Source organism: Neorhizobium sp. CSC1952 (assembly GCF_030378245.1).
Taxonomy (GTDB): Bacteria; Pseudomonadota; Alphaproteobacteria; order Rhizobiales; family Rhizobiaceae; genus Neorhizobium; species Neorhizobium oryzae_A.
On record NZ_CP128416.1, the window covers coordinates 3,312,330 to 3,332,527 of the forward strand.

General features: G+C 62.2%; 16 protein-coding genes. 10 read left to right on the plus strand and 6 right to left on the minus strand.

Features of this window, described 5'->3' with window-relative positions:
- Positions 1–393 precede the first annotated feature (393 nt).
- The 6 genes from QTA58_RS16125 to QTA58_RS16150 all read left to right on the plus strand — a co-directional run bounded on the left by QTA58_RS16125 (position 394) and on the right by QTA58_RS16150 (position 5,915).
- The gene (locus QTA58_RS16125; RefSeq protein ID WP_085420032.1) at positions 394–1,296 is read left to right on the plus strand and encodes a branched-chain amino acid ABC transporter permease LivH; all 903 of its coding nucleotides are present in this window, start codon (positions 394–396) and stop codon (positions 1,294–1,296) included.
- A gap of 1 nt (position 1,297) precedes the next feature.
- A complete protein-coding gene (livM, locus tag QTA58_RS16130) occupies positions 1,298–2,686 on the plus strand; it encodes a high-affinity branched-chain amino acid ABC transporter permease LivM (protein ID WP_085420031.1) in 1,389 nt (462 codons plus the stop codon).
- Positions 2,687–2,718: 32 nt separating this feature from the next.
- Positions 2,719–3,564 (plus strand): ABC transporter ATP-binding protein, encoded by an 846-nt coding sequence (locus QTA58_RS16135; protein ID WP_200814012.1) that lies wholly within the window; start codon positions 2,719–2,721, stop codon positions 3,562–3,564.
- Positions 3,564–4,292, plus strand: a complete 729-nt coding sequence (locus tag QTA58_RS16140) for an ABC transporter ATP-binding protein (protein ID WP_085420029.1) — start codon at positions 3,564–3,566, stop codon at positions 4,290–4,292. The genes QTA58_RS16135 and QTA58_RS16140 overlap by 1 nt, the downstream gene beginning before the upstream one ends.
- 10 nt (positions 4,293–4,302) lie before the next feature.
- A complete protein-coding gene (locus QTA58_RS16145; protein WP_085420028.1) occupies positions 4,303–4,656 on the plus strand; it encodes a DUF6867 family protein in 354 nt (117 codons plus the stop codon).
- A gap of 140 nt (positions 4,657–4,796) precedes the next feature.
- Positions 4,797–5,915, plus strand: coding sequence for a branched-chain amino acid ABC transporter substrate-binding protein (locus tag QTA58_RS16150; protein ID WP_085420027.1), 1,119 nt, complete (start codon positions 4,797–4,799; stop codon positions 5,913–5,915).
- Positions 5,916–6,056: 141 nt separating this feature from the next.
- Here QTA58_RS16150 and QTA58_RS16155 read toward each other — a convergent pair whose 3' ends face one another.
- The 3 genes from QTA58_RS16155 to QTA58_RS16165 form a co-directional block, all read right to left on the minus strand.
- The gene (locus QTA58_RS16155) at positions 6,057–7,301 is read right to left on the minus strand and encodes a hypothetical protein (protein WP_289669607.1); all 1,245 of its coding nucleotides are present in this window, start codon (positions 7,299–7,301) and stop codon (positions 6,057–6,059) included.
- Between the two features lie 318 nt (positions 7,302–7,619).
- Positions 7,620–8,555, minus strand: coding sequence for a response regulator transcription factor (locus tag QTA58_RS16160; RefSeq protein WP_289669608.1), 936 nt, complete (start codon positions 8,553–8,555; stop codon positions 7,620–7,622).
- On the minus strand, positions 8,548–11,931 hold the full coding sequence (locus tag QTA58_RS16165) for an ATP-binding protein (RefSeq protein ID WP_289669609.1): 3,384 nt from the start codon (positions 11,929–11,931) through the stop codon (positions 8,548–8,550). Before QTA58_RS16165 ends, QTA58_RS16160 begins: the two co-directional genes overlap by 8 nt.
- A 377-nt stretch (positions 11,932–12,308) precedes the next feature.
- Between QTA58_RS16165 and QTA58_RS16170 the strand changes: the two genes are divergently transcribed.
- Positions 12,309–13,070: an aspartyl/asparaginyl beta-hydroxylase domain-containing protein gene (locus QTA58_RS16170; protein WP_085420024.1), complete on the plus strand. Its 762-nt coding sequence runs from the start codon at positions 12,309–12,311 to the stop codon at positions 13,068–13,070.
- Positions 13,071–13,088: 18 nt separating this feature from the next.
- Here the strand turns inward: QTA58_RS16170 and QTA58_RS16175 are convergent, their stop codons facing one another.
- The 3 genes from QTA58_RS16175 to QTA58_RS16185 all read right to left on the minus strand — a co-directional run bounded on the left by QTA58_RS16175 (position 13,089) and on the right by QTA58_RS16185 (position 15,700).
- Positions 13,089–13,526 (minus strand): DUF488 domain-containing protein, encoded by a 438-nt coding sequence (locus tag QTA58_RS16175; RefSeq protein ID WP_289673187.1) that lies wholly within the window; start codon positions 13,524–13,526, stop codon positions 13,089–13,091.
- An 89-nt stretch (positions 13,527–13,615) separates the two neighbouring features.
- Positions 13,616–15,277, minus strand: a complete 1,662-nt coding sequence (locus QTA58_RS16180) for an alpha-amylase family protein (protein ID WP_289669610.1) — start codon at positions 15,275–15,277, stop codon at positions 13,616–13,618.
- A 96-nt stretch (positions 15,278–15,373) separates the two neighbouring features.
- Positions 15,374–15,700 carry a putative quinol monooxygenase gene (locus QTA58_RS16185; RefSeq protein WP_289669611.1) on the minus strand — a complete coding sequence of 109 codons (327 nt, stop codon included), beginning with the start codon at positions 15,698–15,700 and terminating at the stop codon, positions 15,374–15,376.
- Positions 15,701–15,921: 221 nt separating this feature from the next.
- Here QTA58_RS16185 and urtA point away from each other — a divergent pair, with 221 nt between their 5' ends.
- The 3 genes from urtA to urtC all read left to right on the plus strand — a co-directional run bounded on the left by urtA (position 15,922) and on the right by urtC (position 20,193).
- A complete protein-coding gene (gene urtA, locus QTA58_RS16190; protein ID WP_085420021.1) occupies positions 15,922–17,211 on the plus strand; it encodes an urea ABC transporter substrate-binding protein in 1,290 nt (429 codons plus the stop codon).
- Between the two features lie 196 nt (positions 17,212–17,407).
- Positions 17,408–19,024: an urea ABC transporter permease subunit UrtB gene (urtB, locus tag QTA58_RS16195; RefSeq protein ID WP_289669612.1), complete on the plus strand. Its 1,617-nt coding sequence runs from the start codon at positions 17,408–17,410 to the stop codon at positions 19,022–19,024.
- Complete coding sequence (gene urtC / locus QTA58_RS16200; RefSeq protein WP_289669613.1) at positions 19,021–20,193, plus strand: urea ABC transporter permease subunit UrtC; 1,173 nt, start codon at positions 19,021–19,023, stop codon at positions 20,191–20,193. Before urtB ends, urtC begins: the two co-directional genes overlap by 4 nt.
- The last annotated feature ends 5 nt before the right edge of the window (positions 20,194–20,198 follow it).

Consider the following 20,198-nt stretch of genomic DNA (forward strand, 5'->3'; position numbering starts at 1 on the left):
GGGTGAATCGTACCCGCTTTCGGCGGCCGCGCTTTGAAACGGCAGCGGCGACGCAGCCTATGCCGGCGATGCGAAACCGGACGCGCCGGTGAAGGGCCTTCGATCCACGGCCGGTCCTTCATCCTGTCTTTCGCATCGACGGGAGCGCGCCGCGAACCGTCCTCGAGGGGCGTGTCTGGCTAATTTTTTGACAGGAATTGCCGATTTTTTGGAATTTATGATCTTTGTCGCGTCAAATTGTTGAGAAACGCCGCCTTTTGGACCGCCTCTCGGCTTTTTGTCTTCACATTTCTTACGAAACCGTTATGGATTGCCCAAAACAACGCAAGAACCCGCAAGGGACGAATATACAAGAGATGCGGCCGATCCAGGATCGCATCCGGGGGAAAGTATATGGAGTATTTTATCCAGCAGCTCATCAATGGGCTGACTCTTGGATCCATCTATGGCCTCGTGGCAATCGGCTATACGATGGTTTACGGCATCATCGGCATGATCAACTTCGCCCATGGTGACATTTTCATGCTCGGCGGCTTTGCCGCTCTCATCATCTTCCTGATCCTCACGTCCTTCTTCGCCGGCATTCCCGTGGCGCTGCTTCTGCTCGTCATGCTGATCGTCGGCATGCTGATGACGGGCTTGTGGAACTGGACGATCGAGCGCGTCGCCTACAGGCCGCTGCGCGGCTCCTTCCGGCTGGCGCCGCTCATCACCGCGATCGGCATGTCGATCGTCCTGTCGAACTTCATCCAGGTGACGCAGGGGCCGCGCAACAAGCCGATCCCGCAGCTCGTTTCCGATGTCTATCATCTGGGCGCAATCACCATTTCGCTGAAGCAGATCATCATCGTCATCCTCACGGCGGTGCTGCTCTTCGCGTTCTGGTACATCGTCAACAAGACGCCGCTCGGACGCGCCCAGAGGGCGACCGAGCAGGACCGCAAGATGGCGGCTCTCCTCGGCGTCGACGTCGACCGGACGATCTCGATCACCTTCGTGATGGGCGCGGCGCTCGCTGCGGTCGCCGGGTGCATGTATCTCATGTATTACGGCGTCGCCTCGTTCAACGACGGCTTCATCCCGGGCGTCAAGGCCTTCACCGCGGCGGTTCTGGGCGGCATCGGCTCGCTGCCGGGCGCCGTCCTCGGCGGGCTTCTGATCGGCCTCATCGAATCCCTCTGGTCGGCCTATTTCACCATCGCCTACAAGGATGTCGCGACCTTTGCCATTCTTGCCTTCGTGCTGATCTTCAAGCCCACCGGCATTCTCGGCCGTCCGGAAGTGGAGAAGGTCTGAAATGACGAACTCTTCCGAAACCGGAACCCCCGGACTGATGGCCAAGGCCGTCCGGGAAGGCATTTTCGCGGGCGTCATCGCCTTCGGCATGTTCCTTCTCTATGTCGGCATCGAGACATATCAGAACATCGACAACCGGCTCGTCTGGCGCACGCGCTGGGGATTGCTCGCAATCTTCGTGATCGTCGCCGCGGTCGCCCGCTTCCTGACGGTCGGCTTCATCAAGCCGCATCTGGACCGCCGCAAGCTCGCCAAGGCGAAAAGCGGCATTCTGGAGATCTCCGAGGAAAAGGGCTTTCTGCGCACGCATTTCCTCAAGATCGCGCTGATCGCCCTGCTGCTCTATCCGCCGGTCTCGGTGATGCTGTTCGGACCGCAGGGCTCGCTGAAATACGTCGACAATTTCGGCATCCAGATCCTCATCTACGTGATGCTGGCCTGGGGACTGAACATCGTCGTGGGCCTCGCCGGCCTGCTCGACCTCGGCTACGTCGCCTTCTATGCGGTCGGCGCTTACTCCTATGCGCTGCTCGCGCAGCATCTCGGCCTGTCCTTCTGGCTGCTCCTGCCGCTCGCGGGGATTCTGGCGGCGTGCTGGGGCGTCATCCTCGGCTTTCCGGTGCTGCGCCTGCGCGGCGACTATCTCGCCATCGTGACGCTCGCTTTCGGTGAGATCATCCGCCTCGTCCTCATCAACTGGACGGACGTGACCCGGGGCACGTTCGGCATTTCCGGCATTCCCAAGGCTTCGGTCTTCGGCATCTGGAGCTTCGATGTCGGATCGGCGAATTACTTTCCCAAGGCGTTCGGCCTGGCGACCTCGTCCGCTTGGTACAAGATCTTCCTCTTCTACGTCATTCTGGCGCTTTGCCTGCTGACGGCCTACGTGACGATCCGCCTGCGCCGCATGCCGATCGGCCGCGCCTGGGAGGCGCTGCGCGAAGACGAGATCGCCTGCCGTTCGCTCGGCATCAACACGGTGACGACCAAGCTCACCGCCTTTGCGATCGGCGCGATGTTCGGCGGTTTCGCCGGCTCCTTCTTCGCCACCCGCCAGGGTTTCGTCTCGCCGGAAAGCTTCGTCTTCCTGGAATCGGCCGTGATCCTGGCGATCGTCGTGCTCGGCGGCATGGGTTCGCTCACCGGGATCGCCATCGCCGCGGTGCTCATGGTCGGCGGTACCGAGCTGCTCCGCGAAATGGAGTTCCTGAAGCTGGTCTTCGGCCCGGACTTCACGCCGGAGCTCTACCGCATGCTGCTCTTCGGCCTTGCGATGATCGTCGTCATGCTCTTCAAGCCGCGCGGTTTCGTCGGCAGCAGAGAGCCGACCGCCTTCCTGAAGGAACGCAAGGCGGTCTCCGGCAGCTTCACCAAGGAGGGGCACGGCTGATGACCCTCCAGGACACGAATACGACAAACGCAATGACGAGCGACACCATCCTCAAGGTCGAGCATCTGTCGATGAAGTTCGGCGGTCTGATGGCCATCAACGACTTCTCCTTCGAGGCTCGGCGCGGCGAGATCACCGCGCTGATCGGCCCGAACGGCGCCGGCAAGACCACCGTCTTCAACTGCATCACCGGCTTCTACAAGCCGACCATGGGCATGATCACGCTGAGGCAGGGGGACGGCAAGGAGCACCTTCTGGAGCGGCTGAGGGATTTCGAGATCACCAAGCTCGCCAAGGTCGCCCGCACCTTCCAGAACATCCGCCTGTTTTCCGGCCTCACCGTTCTGGAAAACCTGCTGGTCGCGCAGCATAACGTGCTGATGAAGGCTTCGGGCTACACGATCCTCGGTCTTCTCGGACTGCCGGCCTATCGCAACGCGGCAAGGGCTGCGACCGAGAAGGCGCAGTACTGGCTCGAAAAGGCGGATCTCATCGAGCGCGCCGACGACCCGGCCGGCGATCTGCCCTACGGCGCGCAGCGGCGGCTCGAAATCGCCCGCGCCATGTGCACCGGCCCCGAACTGCTCTGCCTCGACGAGCCGGCGGCCGGCCTCAATCCGCGTGAATCGGCGGCGCTCAACACGCTGCTGCATTCGATCCGCGACGAGGGCGTGTCGATCCTGCTCATCGAGCACGACATGTCGGTGGTCATGGAAATCTCCGACCATGTCGTGGTGCTGGAATACGGCCAGAAGATCTCCGACGGCACGCCGGACCATGTGAAGAACGACCCGAAGGTGATCGCCGCCTATCTCGGCGTCGAGGATGACGAGGTGCATGAGGTGATTGCGGAAGAACTCGAAGGAGGGGCGCACTGATGGCCGGTGAAACCCTTCTGAAAGTCCAGGGCGTCGAGACCTATTACGGCAATATCCGCGCGCTCGCAGGCGTCGACGTCGAGGTCAACAAGGGCGAGATCGTCAGCCTGATCGGCGCCAACGGCGCCGGCAAGTCGACGCTGATGATGACCATCTGCGGCAGCCCGCAGGCCCGGAACGGGCAGGTCGTCTTCGACGGCGAGGACATTACCCGGCTGCCGACGCATCTGATCGCGCGGCGCCGCATCGCCCAGTCGCCCGAGGGCAGGCGCATCTTTCCGCGCATGACGGTTCTCGAAAATCTCCAGATGGGCGCAGGTCTCGATAACCTCAAGCATTTCAAGGAAGACGTCGAGAAGATCTTCGCGCTCTTTCCGCGGCTCAAGGAGCGCCAGAGCCAGCGCGGCGGCACGCTTTCGGGCGGCGAACAGCAGATGCTGTCGATCGGGCGCGCGCTGATGGCGCGGCCGAAGCTTCTGCTTCTCGACGAGCCGTCGCTCGGCCTCGCGCCGTTGATCGTCAAGGGCATTTTCGAGGCGATCAGGAAGCTCAACCAGGAGGAGGGGCTGACTGTCTTCCTCGTCGAGCAGAACGCGTTCGCGGCGCTGAAGCTTTCGGACCGGGCTTATGTCATGGTCAACGGCAAGGTGACCATGAGCGGGTCGGGCAGGGAACTTCTCGCCAATCCGGAAGTGCGCGCCGCCTATCTCGAAGGCGGAAGGCATTAAGGGGACTGACATGCAGGGACTTTTCTTCGAAGACGATACCGGCGTCCGCTACGTCCTGCGCTTTCTCGTCGTGCTGATCGGCTTCTGGACCGCATGGCGCACCGGGAAGGCGGTCGCGGAAGGCTGGAGCGGTCTTCCGACAGTTATCGTCTACACGCTTCTGCTCGGCATCGTGATGCGCTTCCTGCATTACGCGCTGTTCCAGGGGCCGTTCATCAGCGCCTTTTACTATGTCATAGACGTGGTGCTTCTGCTCGTTTTCTCGATCGCCGGATTCCGCCTGCGCAGGACGCGTCAGATGGTGCAGAATTACTACTGGCTCTACGAGCCGACATCGGCTTTTTCCTGGAAGAAGAAAGATTGACAGGCAGGTGAAACTGTCCTCAGATTGCTTGAGGTCAATCCTCTAATAGAACCTAGAGTGGAACAATTCCGGTACGGTCATGGTGGGTGTCGCGCCGGCTTTTCAAACCCAACCCGCTTCAAAGAACTGGGAGTAAATCAATGAAGAAGTCTCTTCTTTCCGCTGTTGCGCTGACGGCCATGGTCGCTTTCAGCGGCAGCGCATGGGCCGAAATTCTCGTCGGCGTCGGTGGCCCGCTCACCGGCCCGAACGCAGCCTTCGGCGCACAGCTTCAGAAGGGTGCAGAGCAGGCCGCCGCCGACATCAACGCGGCCGGCGGCATCAACGGCGAGCAGATCAGGATCGTGCTCGGCGACGACGTTTCCGACCCGAAGCAGGGGATTTCGGTCGCCAACAAGTTCGTTGCCGACGGCGTCAAGTTCGTGGTCGGCCACTTCAACTCCGGCGTGTCCATTCCTGCGTCGGAAGTCTATGCGGAAAACGGCATCCTGGAGGTGACCCCCGCCGCGACGAACCCGGTCTTCACCGAACGCGGCCTTTGGAACACCTTCCGCACCTGCGGCCGTGACGACCAGCAGGGCGGCATTGCCGGCGCCTACCTGGCCGAAAAGTTCAAGGATGCCAAGATCGCCATCATCGACGACAAGACGCCTTACGGTCAGGGCCTTGCCGAAGAAACCAAGAAGGCGGCCAACGCAGCCGGTCTCAAGGAAGTCATCCGCGAAGGCGTCAACGTCGGCGACAAGGACTTCTCCGCGCTGATCTCCAAGATGAAGGAAGCCGGCGTTTCCGTCATCTACTGGGGCGGTCTCCACACCGAAGCCGGCCTGATCATCCGCCAGGCCAAGGACCAGGGCCTCAAGGCAGTCCTCGTCTCGGGTGACGGCATCGTTTCCAACGAGCTTGCCTCGATCGCCGGCGACGCCGTCGAAGGCACCCTCAACACCTTCGGTCCGGACCCGACGCTGCGCCCGGAAAACAAGGAACTGGTCGAGAAGTTCAAGGCTGCCGGCTTCAACCCGGAAGCTTACACGCTCTACTCCTACGCCGCTCTGCAGACGATCGCGGAAGCCGCGAAGGCCGCAGGCTCCACCGACCCGCAGGCGGTTGCCGAAGCCATGAAGAAGGGCTCCTTCCCGACGGTTCTCGGCGACATCTCCTTCGACGAGAAGGGCGACCCCAAGCTTCCGGGCTATGTCATGTACGAATGGAAGAAGGGCCCGGACGGCCGCTACAGCTACTTCCAGCAGGGCAGCTGAGCCTCATCTCCACCGCATTCTGGAAGCCCGGCATTGCCGGGCTTCTTTGCGTTTGGGAATGATGAACCGTCGGTTTCCCATCGCCTCCACCCGAAGATCGGAAGCGATCTTCGGAAAGCATGGCCGCGTGGATTTGATCAGTCAGAATGTCCTTTGCGCGTCCATGAGGACGCCCGGCATTGCGATCACGTCTTCGAGATCGGCATGCTTCCGGCGATCATGAAGATCCCGAGGCTGAAAATTCGCAAACCGCGCGGCCGGCAGCGGACCGGCGGTCATCAGCGTGAAGTCGAAATTGGACCTGCTGTCCGAGCCAAGCACATATTGCCGATGGACCCGCAACAGATCGAACTTGATCCTCTTATAGCGCTCCGGGGAGACCATCTGCTTTACGCGTACGAAGGCGATCCGGGCCTGCGGCGCATCGGGGTGCCCGGCCAGGCTGACAACGCGGCTTTTGTAGAAATGGATGCTGTCGGTCAGGCATTGGACCTCCAGCCAAAACACTTCAGGTGCGCGCGCGATCCTGCCGACGCAGGCCCGCAGGACTGCCGCGGAACGCAGCAATGAACATTGGAGAATGGCGCCGCCGAGCGTGACGAATGTTACCCGTTTTCCTTTGAAGATGTCCGGATCTTCGGCCAGCAGCATGCCGATCGTATGGGCTGCCACGGTCGACCCCATGCTGTGGGAGCTGATGACGTACTCGTCCGCTTCGTCTTTCAGTGCGTTCCTGATGTCGGCCATGCAGGTTTCAATCCACCGATTGACTTCGGGGCGATCGAGCCTTGCCATCGCGACGGCAAGTTCCCAGTCGGCAAACAGATGCAGCGTATGAAGCCTCCCGAAGAGCGGCACGAAGACCAGCCGGAAGACTGCCAGCGCAAGCGGCAGGCTCCACAGATAATTCCAGACTTCGATCCGAAGCGTGAAGGGCAGGCTGGCTATGGTCGGGCTCGACAGGACCGCGAGCATCAGCAGAAGAAACGGAGACAGGAAAAACAGGCCGAACCGCCAGGCATGCCGGAAATATCCGGTAAGCCCGCCTTCCATGACAACGCGGCATGCACTTGCGTAGCCTGAGAGGACGCGGCTCAGAACCGGCTTGCTGGTAAGACTGGTCACCAACGAGGAATGGTCGAAACAGTAGATGCGGCTTTCGGTGAGATGATCGGCGTTCCCGGAGGAAACGTCAAAATAGGCTGCCGATCCTGCCTGATGCAGCTGACCGACATTGACCGCCAAGTCCCAGGTCTTCGCGCTCTCGGCTGCCGATCGCTGATATCTGGCGTGATGCAGGCGCGCATCGAGGGGTTCGAAACCCGGAAAGTGCAATACCACTCTCTTCCTGACGATATCGGCCGAGCGGTCTTGTCCAGCACGCACGAAACGTGTGTCCGGCAGAAGCGCAATGAAATTCATGTTACTCTATACTTTCGTGCCGTTTCGGCTTCGCGTTCAAGGAATTAAGGATATCGGCCGCCCATGAAATCCGGCCGCGAAGTCTGGCACACTTCGAATTAACGTCACCCTAAGCAAACAATAGGGCAAATATCCGTCCAAACGGTTCCGGCCGGATCACCGGGGGTGTTGCAACCGATTAGCCGGATCGTTTCGTCCGCTAGGCGGACCGCTCCTTGGCGGCCGCTCGCTTTGGCTCGCGGCGTTCGTCGCTCGAAACGATTCGCTGGATCGTTTCATCCGCTATGCGGACCGCTCCTCACCATGCAGCACGTGCGCGGCCTTGACGGCTGCGGAGGCGCGGTTTTCGACGCCGAGCTTCACATAGATCTGCTCGAGATGCTTGTTCACCGTGCGGGCCGAGAGACCCAGGATGTCGCCGATGTCGCGGTTCGACTTGCCCTTGGCGATCCACAGCAGCACTTCGGATTCGCGCTGGGTCAGCGGAAAATGCTGGCGCAGCACCTCGTCGTCGGGACGCCTGTTGGCGGCCGTCAGGCGGAAGAGGTGCTCGTCGGCGCCGATCGCCCCGAGAAACGTGAATTGCAGGCTCGCCTGACCGTTCTGATCCAGCGAGAAGGCGGCGTCGCGGACAAAGCCCGGCTTGTTGCGGTCCGCCATCCAGGCGGCAATGCGGCGGGAAACGATATCGAGCCCGTCGTCGCTTCCCGTCGCGGCATTGATGAGCCGGGTTGCCTGCGGCGTCGACCAGTGGATCGTCCCGTTTGCCTTCACGGCCAGCAGATGGCGACCCGCGGCATCGAGCGCCACGCGGGCGCTCTGGGCCGAGCGGGCATTGGAGAGATGGACGCGGATGCGGGCGCGCAGCTCGTCGATATTGATCGGCTTCGTCAGGTAGTCGACGCCGCCGGAATCGAGCGCGTTCACGACGTGCTCGGTCTCGGTAAGCCCGGTCATGAATATCACCGGCACCTGCGCCACGGCGGCATTGGTCTTGAGCTTGCGGCAGGTTTCGAACCCGTCCATGCCGGGCATGACCGCATCGAGCAGGATGAGATCGGGCGTGATGCGTTCGACGATGTTGAGCGCCGCCTGACCGGATGTGGCGATGAGCACGGAAAAGCCGGATTTCTCCAGCGCCTCGGTCAGGAAACCGAGCGCCTCGGGGCTGTCGTCCACCAGGAGGACGATGTCGCGCGGCAGGGCGATCTCAGCCATCACTCGTCCTCTCCTCCAGGCGGGTCAGGAATTTCATATAGCCGGCGAGATCGAAAGCCTGCACGTAGGCCCCGAGCTCGTCGGTAAACGCCCGGTTTTCCTCATCCTTGGCAAGATCGGCAAGTTTCGCCTCGATACCGCGCACGTAGCCGATTTCGCCGAGCCGCAAAAGGTCCTGCACATGGTTCATCCCCGGACTTTTGATCGGTTTCTTCGGACCGACGGGGGAGGGCAGCGCCGTCTCGTTCTCGTAGATCCAGACGAGCCCGAGATGGGCGGCGAGCTTGTCTGCGAGGCGGCGGATATCGACCGGCTTGGCGATCGTGTCGCTATGACCCTCGTCGCCGGAATGGGCTGCGGCCCCATCGCCGATATTGGCGGACAGCATGATGATCGGCGCCGTCTGGCCGATCTCGCGCAGCCTGGCGACGAGCTGCCAGCCGCTCATGCCGGGCATGGAAATATCGACCAGGAAGAGATCCGGCACCACGCCCTCGATCAGCGTCAGGCAATCGGGGCCGCTGTTTGCCGTCAGCACGACGAAATCCATCGGCGCCAGCACTTCTCGCATCAGGTCGCGATGGTCCTCGTTGTCGTCCACCACGACGATGGTGCGACGGGGGCCGGTATAGGAGACGATCTTCTTTTCCGCCGCCGGCGCCGTATTCGGCCGTTCGACCGCCGAGAGCATCAGACGCACCTTGAAGACAGAGCCTTCGCCCCTGGTGCTGGCGACGGCGATCTCGCCGCCGAGCGTGTTGGTGAGAAGCTGGGTGATCGTGAGGCCGAGGCCGAGGCCCGGCATCGGCCGCACGCTGTCGGCCTCGCCGCGCTGGAACGGCTCGTAGATGCGGGCGAGGTCCTTCTCGGCGATGCCGCGGCCGGTATCGGAGATGGTGAAGGTCGCGACCTGGCTGCGATAGGCGACCTCGAAGCGAACCTTGCCCTCGTCGGTGAACTTGATCGCGTTGGAGAGGATGTTGACGAGGATCTGGCGCAGGCGCTTCTCGTCGGTGCGGACATATCGGGGCAGGGCGTGGGCGCGCTCATGCTCGAATTCCAAGCCCTTCGCCTGCGCCTGCAGGGAAAACATCTCGACGATCTGGTCGAGGAAATCCTGGATGTTGATCTCGTTGGAATAGACCTGCAGGCGGCCCGCCTCGATCTTGGAAATGTCGAGTAGCCCGTCGATCAGGCCGGAAAGATGGTCGGCGGAACGCTTGATGACCTTGATCGCCGACTGGCGCGGCGCGGGGATCGTCTCGTCCCGTTCGAGGATCTGCGCGTAGCCGAGCACGGCATTGAGCGGCGTGCGGAGTTCATGGCTGAGGCCGACGACATAGCGGCTCTTGGCGCGGTTGGCGGCTTCGGCCGTCTCCTTCGCCTCCTGCAGGGCAGCGTCGGTCTTCTTGTGGGCGGAAATCTCTTTCAGGAGCAGCGTGTTCTGGCGGGAGGATTCCTCCTCCGCCACGACCCGGCTGTCATGGGCGAGCACGTAGAACCAGGAGACGATGCCGGCGATGATGGCGAAGACGAAGAAGACGATGAGCACCGTGCCGTAGATCACTTCGGCATTGGCGGGCGTGGCCCGCCCGACCTGATAGGCGATCATGGCGAGGATCGTACCGATGACCGAGATCGCCAGGACGGCCGTGATCGCATATCGCCCGAGGCGGGTGGTGAGCCGCGTGATCACGCTCTCCGGCAGGAAGGAGCGGGCGACCGTGCCGACCTGGGCGTTCAGCCGCGCATGCGGCTTGCACATGTCGTGGCAGCGGCTGTCGAGCGAGCAGCAGAGCGAGCAGATCGGCGCGGCATAGGCCGGGCACCAGGCCATGTCCTCGTGTTCGAAGGGATGTTCGCAGATCGAGCAGGTGATCGAGCCGAGGCTCTTCCAGCTCTGGCGAGGCTTGCGGGCAAGATAGAATTTGCCGCGCGTGGCGAATGCGATGGCCGGCGAGATCAGGAAGGCGATCAGCGTCACATAGGTGGCGAGCGAGGCCCACAGCTCTCCGAACAGGCCGAAATGGGCGGCAAGCGCCACACCGGCCGAAGCAAGCATCGAGCCGAGGCCGACGGGGTTGACGTCGTAGAGGTGGGCGCGCTTGAACTCGATGCCCTCAGGCGACAGGCCGAGCTTCTTGTTGATGAAGAGATCGGCCGAGATGGTGCAGAGCCAGGCCATGGCGATGATCGAGAAGATGCCGAGCGTCGCTTCCAGCAGCCTGTAGATGCCGAGCTCCATCAGGAGCAGCGCGATCACCACATTGAAGACCAGCCAGACGACGCGGCCCGGATGGCTGTGGGTCAATCGCGAAAAGAAGTTCGACCACGCGAGCGAGCCCGCATAGGCGTTCATCACGTTGATCTTGAGCTGCGAGACGACCACGAAGGCGGCCATCAGCAGCAGCGCCGCGGTCTCGTTCGGGATCATGTAGCCGAAGGCGGCGAGATACATATGCGCCGGATCGGCGGCCTCCCGCACCGGCACGCCGGTCGAGAGCGTCAGGACCGCGAGGAACGAACCGGCGAGCAGTTTCGGCACGCCGACCACGACCCAGCCGGAGCCGGCGAGGAAGACGGCGAGCCGGTGGCGCCACTTGCGCTGGCCTTCGGGCGGCAGGAAGCGCAGGAAATCCACCTGCTCGCCGATCTGCGGCATCAGCGCCAGGATGACGGCGGAAGCCGCGCCGAACTCGACGAGATCGAAAGGGGCTGCGCCGCCAACTTCCGCGTTCGAATGGTTGACACCGGCAAAGGCGCGCCAGAGGTCGAACTTCTCCCAGTCCAGAAAGGCGATGAAGACGAAGGGCAGGATATTCAGCACGATCCAGAATGGCTGGGTCAAAAGCTGGAATCGCGAGATGAGCTGCACGCCGTAGATGACCAGCGGGATCACGACGGCGGCGCTGATGATGTAGCCGATCCAGGGCGGAATGCCGAAGGCAAGCTCCAGCGCGCCGGTCATGATCGAGGCTTCGATCGCGAACAGCATGAAGGTGAAGCTCGCATAGACCAGCGAGGTGATCGTCGAGCCGATATAGCCGAAGCTCGCGCCGCGGGTGAGCAGGTCTATATCGACGCCGTGGCGGATCGCATAACGGCTGATCGGCAGGCCGATGGCGAGCATGGCGACGGCGGCGGCGCAGATCGCGAAAAAAGCGTTGGTCGTGCCGTAGGAGAGGGTGATCGTTCCGCCGATCGCCTCCAGCGCCAGGAAGGAGATCGCGCCGATCGCCGTCTGGGAAATGCGGCTCGAGGAAAAACGCCGTGCGCTCTTGGCCGTGAAGCGAAGGGCATAGTCCTCCAGCGTCTGGTTGGCGACCCAACGGTTGTATTCACGCCGGACAGGAATGATGCGTTGCCGCGCTGCCATGCCTAATTTCTAGCACCTTGCAAGGAAAGACTGTCGATTAGGCACTTTCAACTGCGGCGCGGGGTTTTGCAAGCGCGCTTTCGCTGTTGCGAAACAATCGCGCAACGGAGTTTTGCATTGCCTTCCATTGTTCATCCCCGCTCCTTCTCCGCAAGAGCCGGATTGCAAGCCGGCAACAATCCTGTTCCCGAATGGGAACACTCCTAAAATATGGACTTGCAAGCTCATGAAAGGCGCTCCATCTCAGAAGGAGCCGTAGCAGGCGCGATATCGCATCTGCTCTCACGGCGGATCAACCATAGTTATCAGGCGCTTCTCCCGTGAACCCGTCATCTCCCGAACCCGAACAGAGCTTCGGCACCACCGGCCTCGCACCGATGGATCGCCCGAGTGCCGCCACCCGCTTCTTCATGTCGATCGTCGCCTGGGCGGAGCGGCTGAATTTCAAATATGCCAGGCTCGGCAACCCGCCGGTCTACGACAATGCGACCTTCCCCTGGGCGGCCGAGATCGAGAAGGCGGCGCCCGCCATCCGCGCGGAACTCGACCGCATTCTGCTGCGCAAGGACGAGCTGCCGACTTTCCAGGACATCTCCACCGACGTGAAGACGATCTCGACCGACAAGGGCTGGAAGACGTTCTTCCTGCTCGGATTCGGCGTGAAGTCGGAGCAGAACATCCAGGCATGCCCCGAGACCTGGAAGGCGATGCAGAAGATACCCGGCCTCACGACCGTGATGTTCTCGATCTTCGAGCCAGGCAAACACCTGCCGGCCCATCGCGGCCCCTATAACGGCGTGCTGCGCCTGCATCTCGGCCTCATCGTGCCGGAGCCGCGCGACAAGCTGGCGATCCGGGTCAAGGATCAGATATGCCATTGGGAAGAGGGCAAGGTGCTGATCTTCGACGATGCCTATGAGCACGAGGCCTGGAACCATACGGACAAGACCCGCGTGGTTCTGTTCGTCGACTTCGTCAAGCCGCTGAAATTCCCGGCCCGGCTGGTGAACTGGATGCTGATGAACCTGGCGATCTTTACGCCCTTCATCAAGGAGGGCCTGGACAACCACAAGGAATGGGAAAAGAAGTTCTACGCCCAGGCCGAAGCATGGCGCAACCGCCCGGGGGCGAACGGCTGATCGGCTCGCGCGGCCGGCTCAGAGATGGCGGACGCTGAGCCTGCCGCCCCATTTGCCGTTCAGGTAGTCGCAGACAAGCCGGCGGTGGCAATGATGCGGCTTGTCCTCCGAGCAGAGCAGGCAGGAGCCGTCGAAGGCCTCGGGCTTCAGGCGGTTTTCAATCCGGCGTTCCGCCATCAAACCCATGAAATCGTTCTGGAAGACATTCCAGTCGCCCTTTTCCTTCTTGAAGGCGGTCATGATCTCCTCGGTCGGCGCGAGCAGGGGCTCGTGCACATAGCCGGCGCCGCAGATCGTCTTGAGGAAGAAGGCGAGATCGTCGGACTTGGCGAAGCCGGCAAGCTGCGAGGTGTTGTGCAACCGCACGTCCATTATGCGCTTCACGCCCGCCGCCTTGACGCGGCCGAAGAAATCCTCGGCCGTCGTCTTGGTGAAGCCGATCGTCGTGACATCCATCTGCATCTGCCGATCCCCTCCGTGTCCGGCCATCTTTGCGGAAAGGCGAGCATTCCGCCAGCCCAAACTCGGCTTGTCCGAGGCCCCTCTCAAATCTCGCGACGTCTCAGCAGATAATCCAGCCCTCCGACGCGGAACCACTGATAGCCGTAGGCATCCAGAAGCAGCCGGTGCCGGCCGTTGGCGTCGGCATCGCTGCTGGCGCCGTCGGCGATGTCGATCAGGAGATTGCCGTGTTCCCCGACGCCGGCCACGAAGCTTACTTCCACGGGCCGCGAATGCAGATTGTGGACCACCAGCACCGAATTGTTGCGCCAGTCGTAGCGTAGCGCCAATACGCCATCATCGCCGGTATTGAGGGGCACGCAATCGCCCCAGCCGATCTCGGGCACTTCCTTGCGCATCCGGATCAGGCGCTCCATCCAGTTCAGCAGGGAATCCGGATCGCGCCGCTGCTGGGCGACGTTCAGGTGTTCGAAGCCGAAGGGGCCGCCGCTGATGACCGGCAGGACAGGCCTCCTGCTCTTGGTGAAGCCGCCATGCGGCTCCGCCGACCATTGCATGGGCGTGCGGGCACAGTTGCGTTCCGGAAGCGAGAGGTCGTCACCCATGCCGATCTCGTCGCCGTAGCGGAGCACCGGCGTGCCGGGGAGCGAGAACATCAGGCTGTAGGCGAGCTCGAGCCGGCGCCGATCACCATCCAGCATCGGCGCCAGCCGCCGCCGGATGCCGCGGTCGTAAAGCTGCATGCCCTTGTCCGGCCCGAATTCCTCGAAAACTTTCCGGCGCTGCTTCTCCCCCAGCCGGCCGAGATCGAGCTCGTCGTGATTGCGCAGGAAAATCCCCCATTGGGCGGTCGCCGGCCGTTCCCGCGTCGCCTCCACCGCCTTGATGAGCGGGCGTGCATCCGAGCTTGCAAGCGCATAGAACAGCGCCTGGTTGACGTGGAAATTGAACATCATCTGCAAGCGGTCGCCGTCCTCGCCGAAATATTTGAGGTTCTCCTTCGGCACCACATTGGCTTCCGCGAGGATGATCGAATCCCCCAGCCGCCATTGCAGGAACTCCCGGAACCGGCGGAGCATCTCGTAGCGCTTGCTGAGCCTTTTGACGTCCGCCCCCTTCTCGGCGATGACGAAAGGCACGGCATCCATGCGGAAGCCGGAAACGCCGAGCTGTATCCAGAACCCCATGATTTTCAGGATCTCCGCCTGTACGTGCGGGTTCGCCGTGTTGAGGTCCGGCTGGAACTCGTAGAAGCGGTGGAAATAATATTGCCTGGCCTTCTCGTCATAGGTCCAGGTCGTCTTCTGTATGCCCGGAAAGACCATGCCTTCATCGGCATTGGCGGGCTTCTTTCCGGACCAGACGTACCAGTCGCGATAGACGGAATTCGGATCGTTGCGGGCCTGCTGGAACCAGGGATGATGGTCCGACGTGTGATTGACGACGAGATCGATGAGAACCCGGATCCCGCGCTGCTTGGCGCCGTGGGTGAATTCCACGAAATCGCCGAGCGTCCCGTAACGGGGATCGATATTGTAATAATCGGTGACATCGTAACCGTCGTCGCGCTGCGGCGAGGCCTGGAACGGCATCAGCCAGATGGCGTCGATGCCGAGACCGGCAAGATAATCGAGCCGGCGCTGCAACCCCTGGAAGTCGCCGACCCCGTCGCCGTTGGCGTCCATGAAGGTTTCGACCGACAGGCAATAGATGACGGCGTTCTTGTACCAGAGATCGTTGATCACGGCGGGGGCACCTCGGGCATTCGGCAGGTCCGGGGAGGCAATAGTTCAGCGGCGAAAATGTTCCGGAACGAGTCGCAAATGCTGCCGAGAGGCTCGTCAACCGCCACTTCGGCCCCATCCGGATCGGTCGCTGCGCACCGGATGCCAGACAGAGATGTCGCGCGGGCTTGCGAGCAGTTCCGGCAGTGCGGCGTGCCACGCGTCCCGATAGGGGCGCTTCACCTGCACCTCCAGCACGTCCGCATGATCCTCCCAGGTTTCATAGAGCATCATGCGGTTCTCGTTGCCGGGATCGGCATGCAGCACCGCCTCGTGGAACATCGGCTCGTGGCGCATGGCGTCCAGCACGCCGGTGAGCAGGGTCATGAATCGTTCCCGCTGGTCGGGGCGGATGTCGAACCGGATGACATAGGTGACGGCCATGTTTTTTCCTCTCTTGTTTCCTCCGGGATAACCCCGCCGAAGCACGGGGTCGATTACTTCGGAGGTAAAGGAGCTTAGAATGCGGCGCCGGCCTTCCTGCCCCTTTCGCCCCCTCCCGTACGTCATTTTACGTATACGGTTTTGCGATGCAGCAACCGATAGTCGCTTAAGCAACGGTTAAGGTCTTCGTTGCGGACGAACGAGAAGAGGGGTTCGAACCAATGACATTCAAGGCAAAGCTTGGCGGGGCGCTCATCGCCGCCATATTGTCGACGACGGCGTTTCACGGCGCCTTCGCCCAGGAGGACACGATCAAGATCGGCGTTCTCCACTCGCTTTCGGGCACCATGGCCATCTCCGAGACGACGCTCAAGGATGTCATGCTGATGCTCGTCGAGGAGCAGAACAAGAAGGGCGGCGTGCTCGGCAAGAAGCTCGAAGCGGTCGTCGTCGACCCGGCTTCCGACTGGCCGCTGTTTGCCGAAAAGGCCCGCCAGCTCATCAGCCAGGACAAGGTCGCCGCCGTCTTCGGCTGCTGGACGTCCTCTTCCCGCAAGTCCGTCCTGCCGGTCTTCGAAGAGCTGAACTCGATCCTCTTCTACCCGGTCCAGTACGAGGGCGAGGAATCCTCCCGCAACATCTTCTACACGGGTGCCGCGCCGAACCAGCAGGCTATCCCCGCCGTGGACTACCTGATGAATACCGAAGGCGTCGAGCGCTGGGTTCTCGCCGGCACCGACTACGTCTATCCGCAGACGACCAACAAGATCCTGAAGGCCTATCTGGAATCGAAGGGCGTCAAGTCGGAAGACATCATGATCAACTACACGCCGTTCGGTCATTCCGACTGGCAGACGATCGTCTCCGACATCAAGAAGTTCGGCTCGGCCGGCAAGAAGACCGCCGTCGTCTCCACCATCAACGGCGACGCCAACGTTCCCTTCTACAAGGAACTCGCCAACCAGGGGATCAAGGCGGAAGACATTCCGGTCGTCGCCTTCTCGGTCGGCGAAGAGGAACTCGCGGGCCTCGATACCGGACCGCTCGTCGGGCATCTTGCCGCCTGGAACTACTTCCAGTCCGTGGATGCCCCGGTCAATGCCGAGTTCATCGAACAGTGGCATGCCTTTACCAAGAACGACAAGCGCGTGACGAACGACCCGATGGAAGCCGCCTATATCGGCTTCAACGCCTGGGTGAAGGCCGTCGAGGCGGCCGGCACAACGGACACGGATGCGGTGCTCGATTCGATCATCGGCGTTTCCGTTCCGAACCTGTCGGGCGGCACCTCCACCGTCATGCCGAACCACCACATCACCAAGCCGGTGCTGATCGGTGAAATCCAGGCCGACGGCCAGTTCGAGATCGTCCAGCAGACGCCGGCCGTCGTCGGCGACGAATGGTCCGATTACCTGCCGGATAGCAAGGACCTGATCTCCGATTGGCGCAAGCCGATGTCCTGCGGCAACTTCAACGTCGCCACCGGGAAATGCGGCGGCAAGGGCAGCTGATAGAGCCCGGGCAAATCGCCCCTCACCCTAACCCTCTCCCCGTAAAGACGGGGAGAGGGGACGTGCCATGCCAAGCGCTGGTGCATATGGAGAGAGCGCGGCAAACGTCCTTCTCCCCGCAAGCGGGGAGAAGGTGGCGGCAGCCGGATGAGGGGCTCGAAGCTCCGAGCGATCTGGCGATCCGGGGGACAAAAGCATGCTCATCCGTTTTGTTTGTTTGATTTTTCTTGTTTTTTCCTTCGCCGCGCCCTCTTTCGGGCAATCCGGTGCAGGAGGCGATCCGAAATCCTTGTTCGATCAGCTCGCCAAAGCCGATTTCAACGAGGCGGAGAAGCTGATCGGCCAGATCGCCGCAACCGGCGATCCGCGTGTCGTTCCCGCCCTCCAGGCCTTTGTCGACGGCGATCTCTATTTCCGCAAATCCGACAATCTGGTCTTCATCGCCAAGGCCGCCGGCTCCAATCTCGAACTGATCGACCCGCTGACGGGGGCTTCCGCCGGTGAGGCGCCGAAGAGTGCCGTCACCAAGGTCCGGGTCAACAACAATCTCCGCCGCGTCATCCGTTCCGCCATGGGCGGCCTGACGCTCCTGAGCCCCGACCGCGCGGTCCGGCTGCAGGCCGCCGATGCCGTGCTCCGTTCTCCGAGCCCGGAAAACCTCGAGCTCGTCGAGGCGGCGCTTGCCAAGGAGACCGACGACGAGGTCAAGGCTCGCATGGAAGAGGCGCGCGCCGTCTCGCTGCTTTCGTCGGACCGTTCGGTGGACGAGAAGCGCGCGGCGATCGAGACCATCGGCAATCTCGGCGGCCGTGATGCGATCGGCATCCTGCGCTCCGTTTCCGGCTCGATCGACGAGAGCCTGAAGCCCGATCTCGACCACGCCATTTCCTCGATTGAAAGCGAACTGCAGCTCTGGGACATGGCCCAGAACGTCTGGTACGGCCTTTCGCTCGGCTCCGTCCTGCTGCTTGCGGCGATCGGGCTCGCCATCACCTTCGGCGTCATGGGCATCATCAACATGGCGCATGGCGAGATGGTCATGCTCGGCGCCTATTCCACCTTCGTGGTGCAGGAGGCGATCCGCACCAATGCGCCCGGCCTGTTCGACTGGTCGCTGGCGATCGCGCTGCCCGTCGCCTTCCTCGTCACCGGCGCGGTCGGCTTCGTCATCGAACGCGGCGTGATCCGCTTCCTCTACGGACGCCCGCTCGAAACGCTGCTCGCCACCTGGGGCGTCTCGCTCATCCTGCAGCAGGCGATCCGCTCGATCTTCGGCCCGACCAACCAGGAAGTCGGCAATCCGTCCTGGATGTCCGGCTCGTTTGCGCTCGGCGGCCTGACGATTACCTGGAACCGCATGTGGATCGTGCTCTTCTCGCTGTCGATCTTTGTGGCGCTTCTCGTCGTGATGAAGAAGTCGGCCTACGGGCTCAACATGCGCGCCGTCACCCAGAACCGCCGCATGGCCTCTTCTATGGGCATCAAGACGCCGTGGGTGGATGCGCTCACCTTTGCCCTGGGGTCGGGCATCGCGGGCATCGCCGGCGTGGCGCTCTCCCAGATCGACAACGTCTCGCCGAACCTCGGGCAGAGCTATATCATCGACAGCTTCATGGTCGTGGTCTTCGGCGGGGTCGGCAATCTCTGGGGCACGCTGGTCGGCGCCCTTTCGCTTGGGGTGCTCAACAAGTTCCTCGAACCTTCCGTCGGCGCCGTGCTCGGCAAGATCCTCGTGCTGGTGCTGATCATCCTCTTCATCCAGAAACGTCCGCGCGGCCTGTTCGCGCTCAAGGGAAGGGCGGTGGAAGCATGATCACGGGCTTCATCCTCCGCGCGCTCGAAGGAAAGATCGTCATCGCGGCAGCCATCCTGCTGGGCATCGCGATCCTCGTGCCGGCGCTCAACCTTTTGACCCCGCCGGACAGCGCCCTGCATATCCCCACCTATATCATGGCGCTGATGGGCAAGTATCTCTGCTATGCGCTGCTGGCGCTGGCGCTCGATCTCGTCTGGGGCTATTGCGGCATCCTCTCGCTCGGCCACGGCGCCTTCTTCGCGCTCGGGGGTTATGCGATGGGCATGTACCTGATGCGGCAGATCGGTTCGCGCGGGGTCTACGGCAATCCGGTCCTGCCCGATTTCATGGTCTTCCTAAACTGGAAGGAACTGCCCTGGTTCTGGTACGGCTTCGACTGGTTCGGCTTCGCCATGCTGATGGTGCTCTTCGTTCCCGGCCTGCTCGCCTTCGTGTTCGGATGGTTCGCCTTCCGCTCCCGTGTCAACGGCGTCTATCTGTCGATCATCACCCAGGCGATGACCTACGCGCTGATGCTCGCCTTCTTCCGCAACGACATGGGTTTCGGCGGCAATAACGGCCTCACCGACTTCAAGGACATTCTCGGCTTTTCGGTCCAGGCGGATGGTACGCGCGCTGTGCTCTTCGCCATGTCGGCGATCATGCTGGCGCTCTGCCTCCTGATCGCGTCGGCCATCACCCGCTCGAAGTTCGGCAAGGTGCTGGTCGGCGTGCGCGATGCGGAAAGCCGGGTGCGCTTCCTCGGCTTCCGCGTGGAGAACATAAAACTCTTCACCTTCGTCGTCTCGGCGATGATGGCGGGCATTGCCGGCGCGCTCTTCGTGCCGCAGGTCGGCATCATCAATCCGGGCGAATTCGCGCCCGCCAACTCGATCGAGGTAGTCGTCTGGACGGCGGTCGGCGGCCGCGGCACGCTGATCGGCCCGATCATCGGCGCGATCCTGGTCAATGCGGGCAAAAGCTTCTTCACCGGCGCCTTTCCGGAATTCTGGCTCTATGCGCTGGGCGGCCTCTTCATCGCCGTCACGCTCTTCCTGCCGAAGGGCATCGTCGGCACGATCCAGCACGGCTTCAAGGCGCGCAAAGCTCTGAAGGCCGCGGCGGAGGCCGAGAAGGGCAGGGGGAACGAACAGACCGTGGTGCAGGCCGCGCAGGCGGCGGAATAGGGGCG

What these genes read in the sequence shown, in the direction of transcription:
- QTA58_RS16125 (WP_085420032.1), top strand. Translation starts at nt 394, where the DNA reads ATGGAGTATTTTATCCAGCAGCTCATCAATGGGCTGACTCTTGGATCC.
- livM (WP_085420031.1), top strand. Translation starts at nt 1,298, where the DNA reads ATGACGAACTCTTCCGAAACCGGAACCCCCGGACTGATGGCCAAGGCC.
- QTA58_RS16135 (WP_200814012.1), top strand. Translation starts at nt 2,719, where the DNA reads ATGACGAGCGACACCATCCTCAAGGTCGAGCATCTGTCGATGAAGTTC.
- QTA58_RS16140 (WP_085420029.1), top strand. Translation starts at nt 3,564, where the DNA reads ATGGCCGGTGAAACCCTTCTGAAAGTCCAGGGCGTCGAGACCTATTAC.
- QTA58_RS16145 (WP_085420028.1), top strand. Translation starts at nt 4,303, where the DNA reads ATGCAGGGACTTTTCTTCGAAGACGATACCGGCGTCCGCTACGTCCTG.
- QTA58_RS16150 (WP_085420027.1), top strand. Translation starts at nt 4,797, where the DNA reads ATGAAGAAGTCTCTTCTTTCCGCTGTTGCGCTGACGGCCATGGTCGCT.
- QTA58_RS16160 (WP_289669608.1), bottom strand. Translation starts at nt 8,555, where the DNA reads ATGGCTGAGATCGCCCTGCCGCGCGACATCGTCCTCCTGGTGGACGAC.
- QTA58_RS16165 (WP_289669609.1), bottom strand. Translation starts at nt 11,931, where the DNA reads ATGGCAGCGCGGCAACGCATCATTCCTGTCCGGCGTGAATACAACCGT.
- QTA58_RS16170 (WP_085420024.1), top strand. Translation starts at nt 12,309, where the DNA reads ATGGATCGCCCGAGTGCCGCCACCCGCTTCTTCATGTCGATCGTCGCC.
- QTA58_RS16175 (WP_289673187.1), bottom strand. Translation starts at nt 13,526, where the DNA reads ATGGATGTCACGACGATCGGCTTCACCAAGACGACGGCCGAGGATTTC.
- QTA58_RS16185 (WP_289669611.1), bottom strand. Translation starts at nt 15,700, where the DNA reads ATGGCCGTCACCTATGTCATCCGGTTCGACATCCGCCCCGACCAGCGG.
- urtA (WP_085420021.1), top strand. Translation starts at nt 15,922, where the DNA reads ATGACATTCAAGGCAAAGCTTGGCGGGGCGCTCATCGCCGCCATATTG.
- urtB (WP_289669612.1), top strand. Translation starts at nt 17,408, where the DNA reads ATGCTCATCCGTTTTGTTTGTTTGATTTTTCTTGTTTTTTCCTTCGCC.
- urtC (WP_289669613.1), top strand. Translation starts at nt 19,021, where the DNA reads ATGATCACGGGCTTCATCCTCCGCGCGCTCGAAGGAAAGATCGTCATC.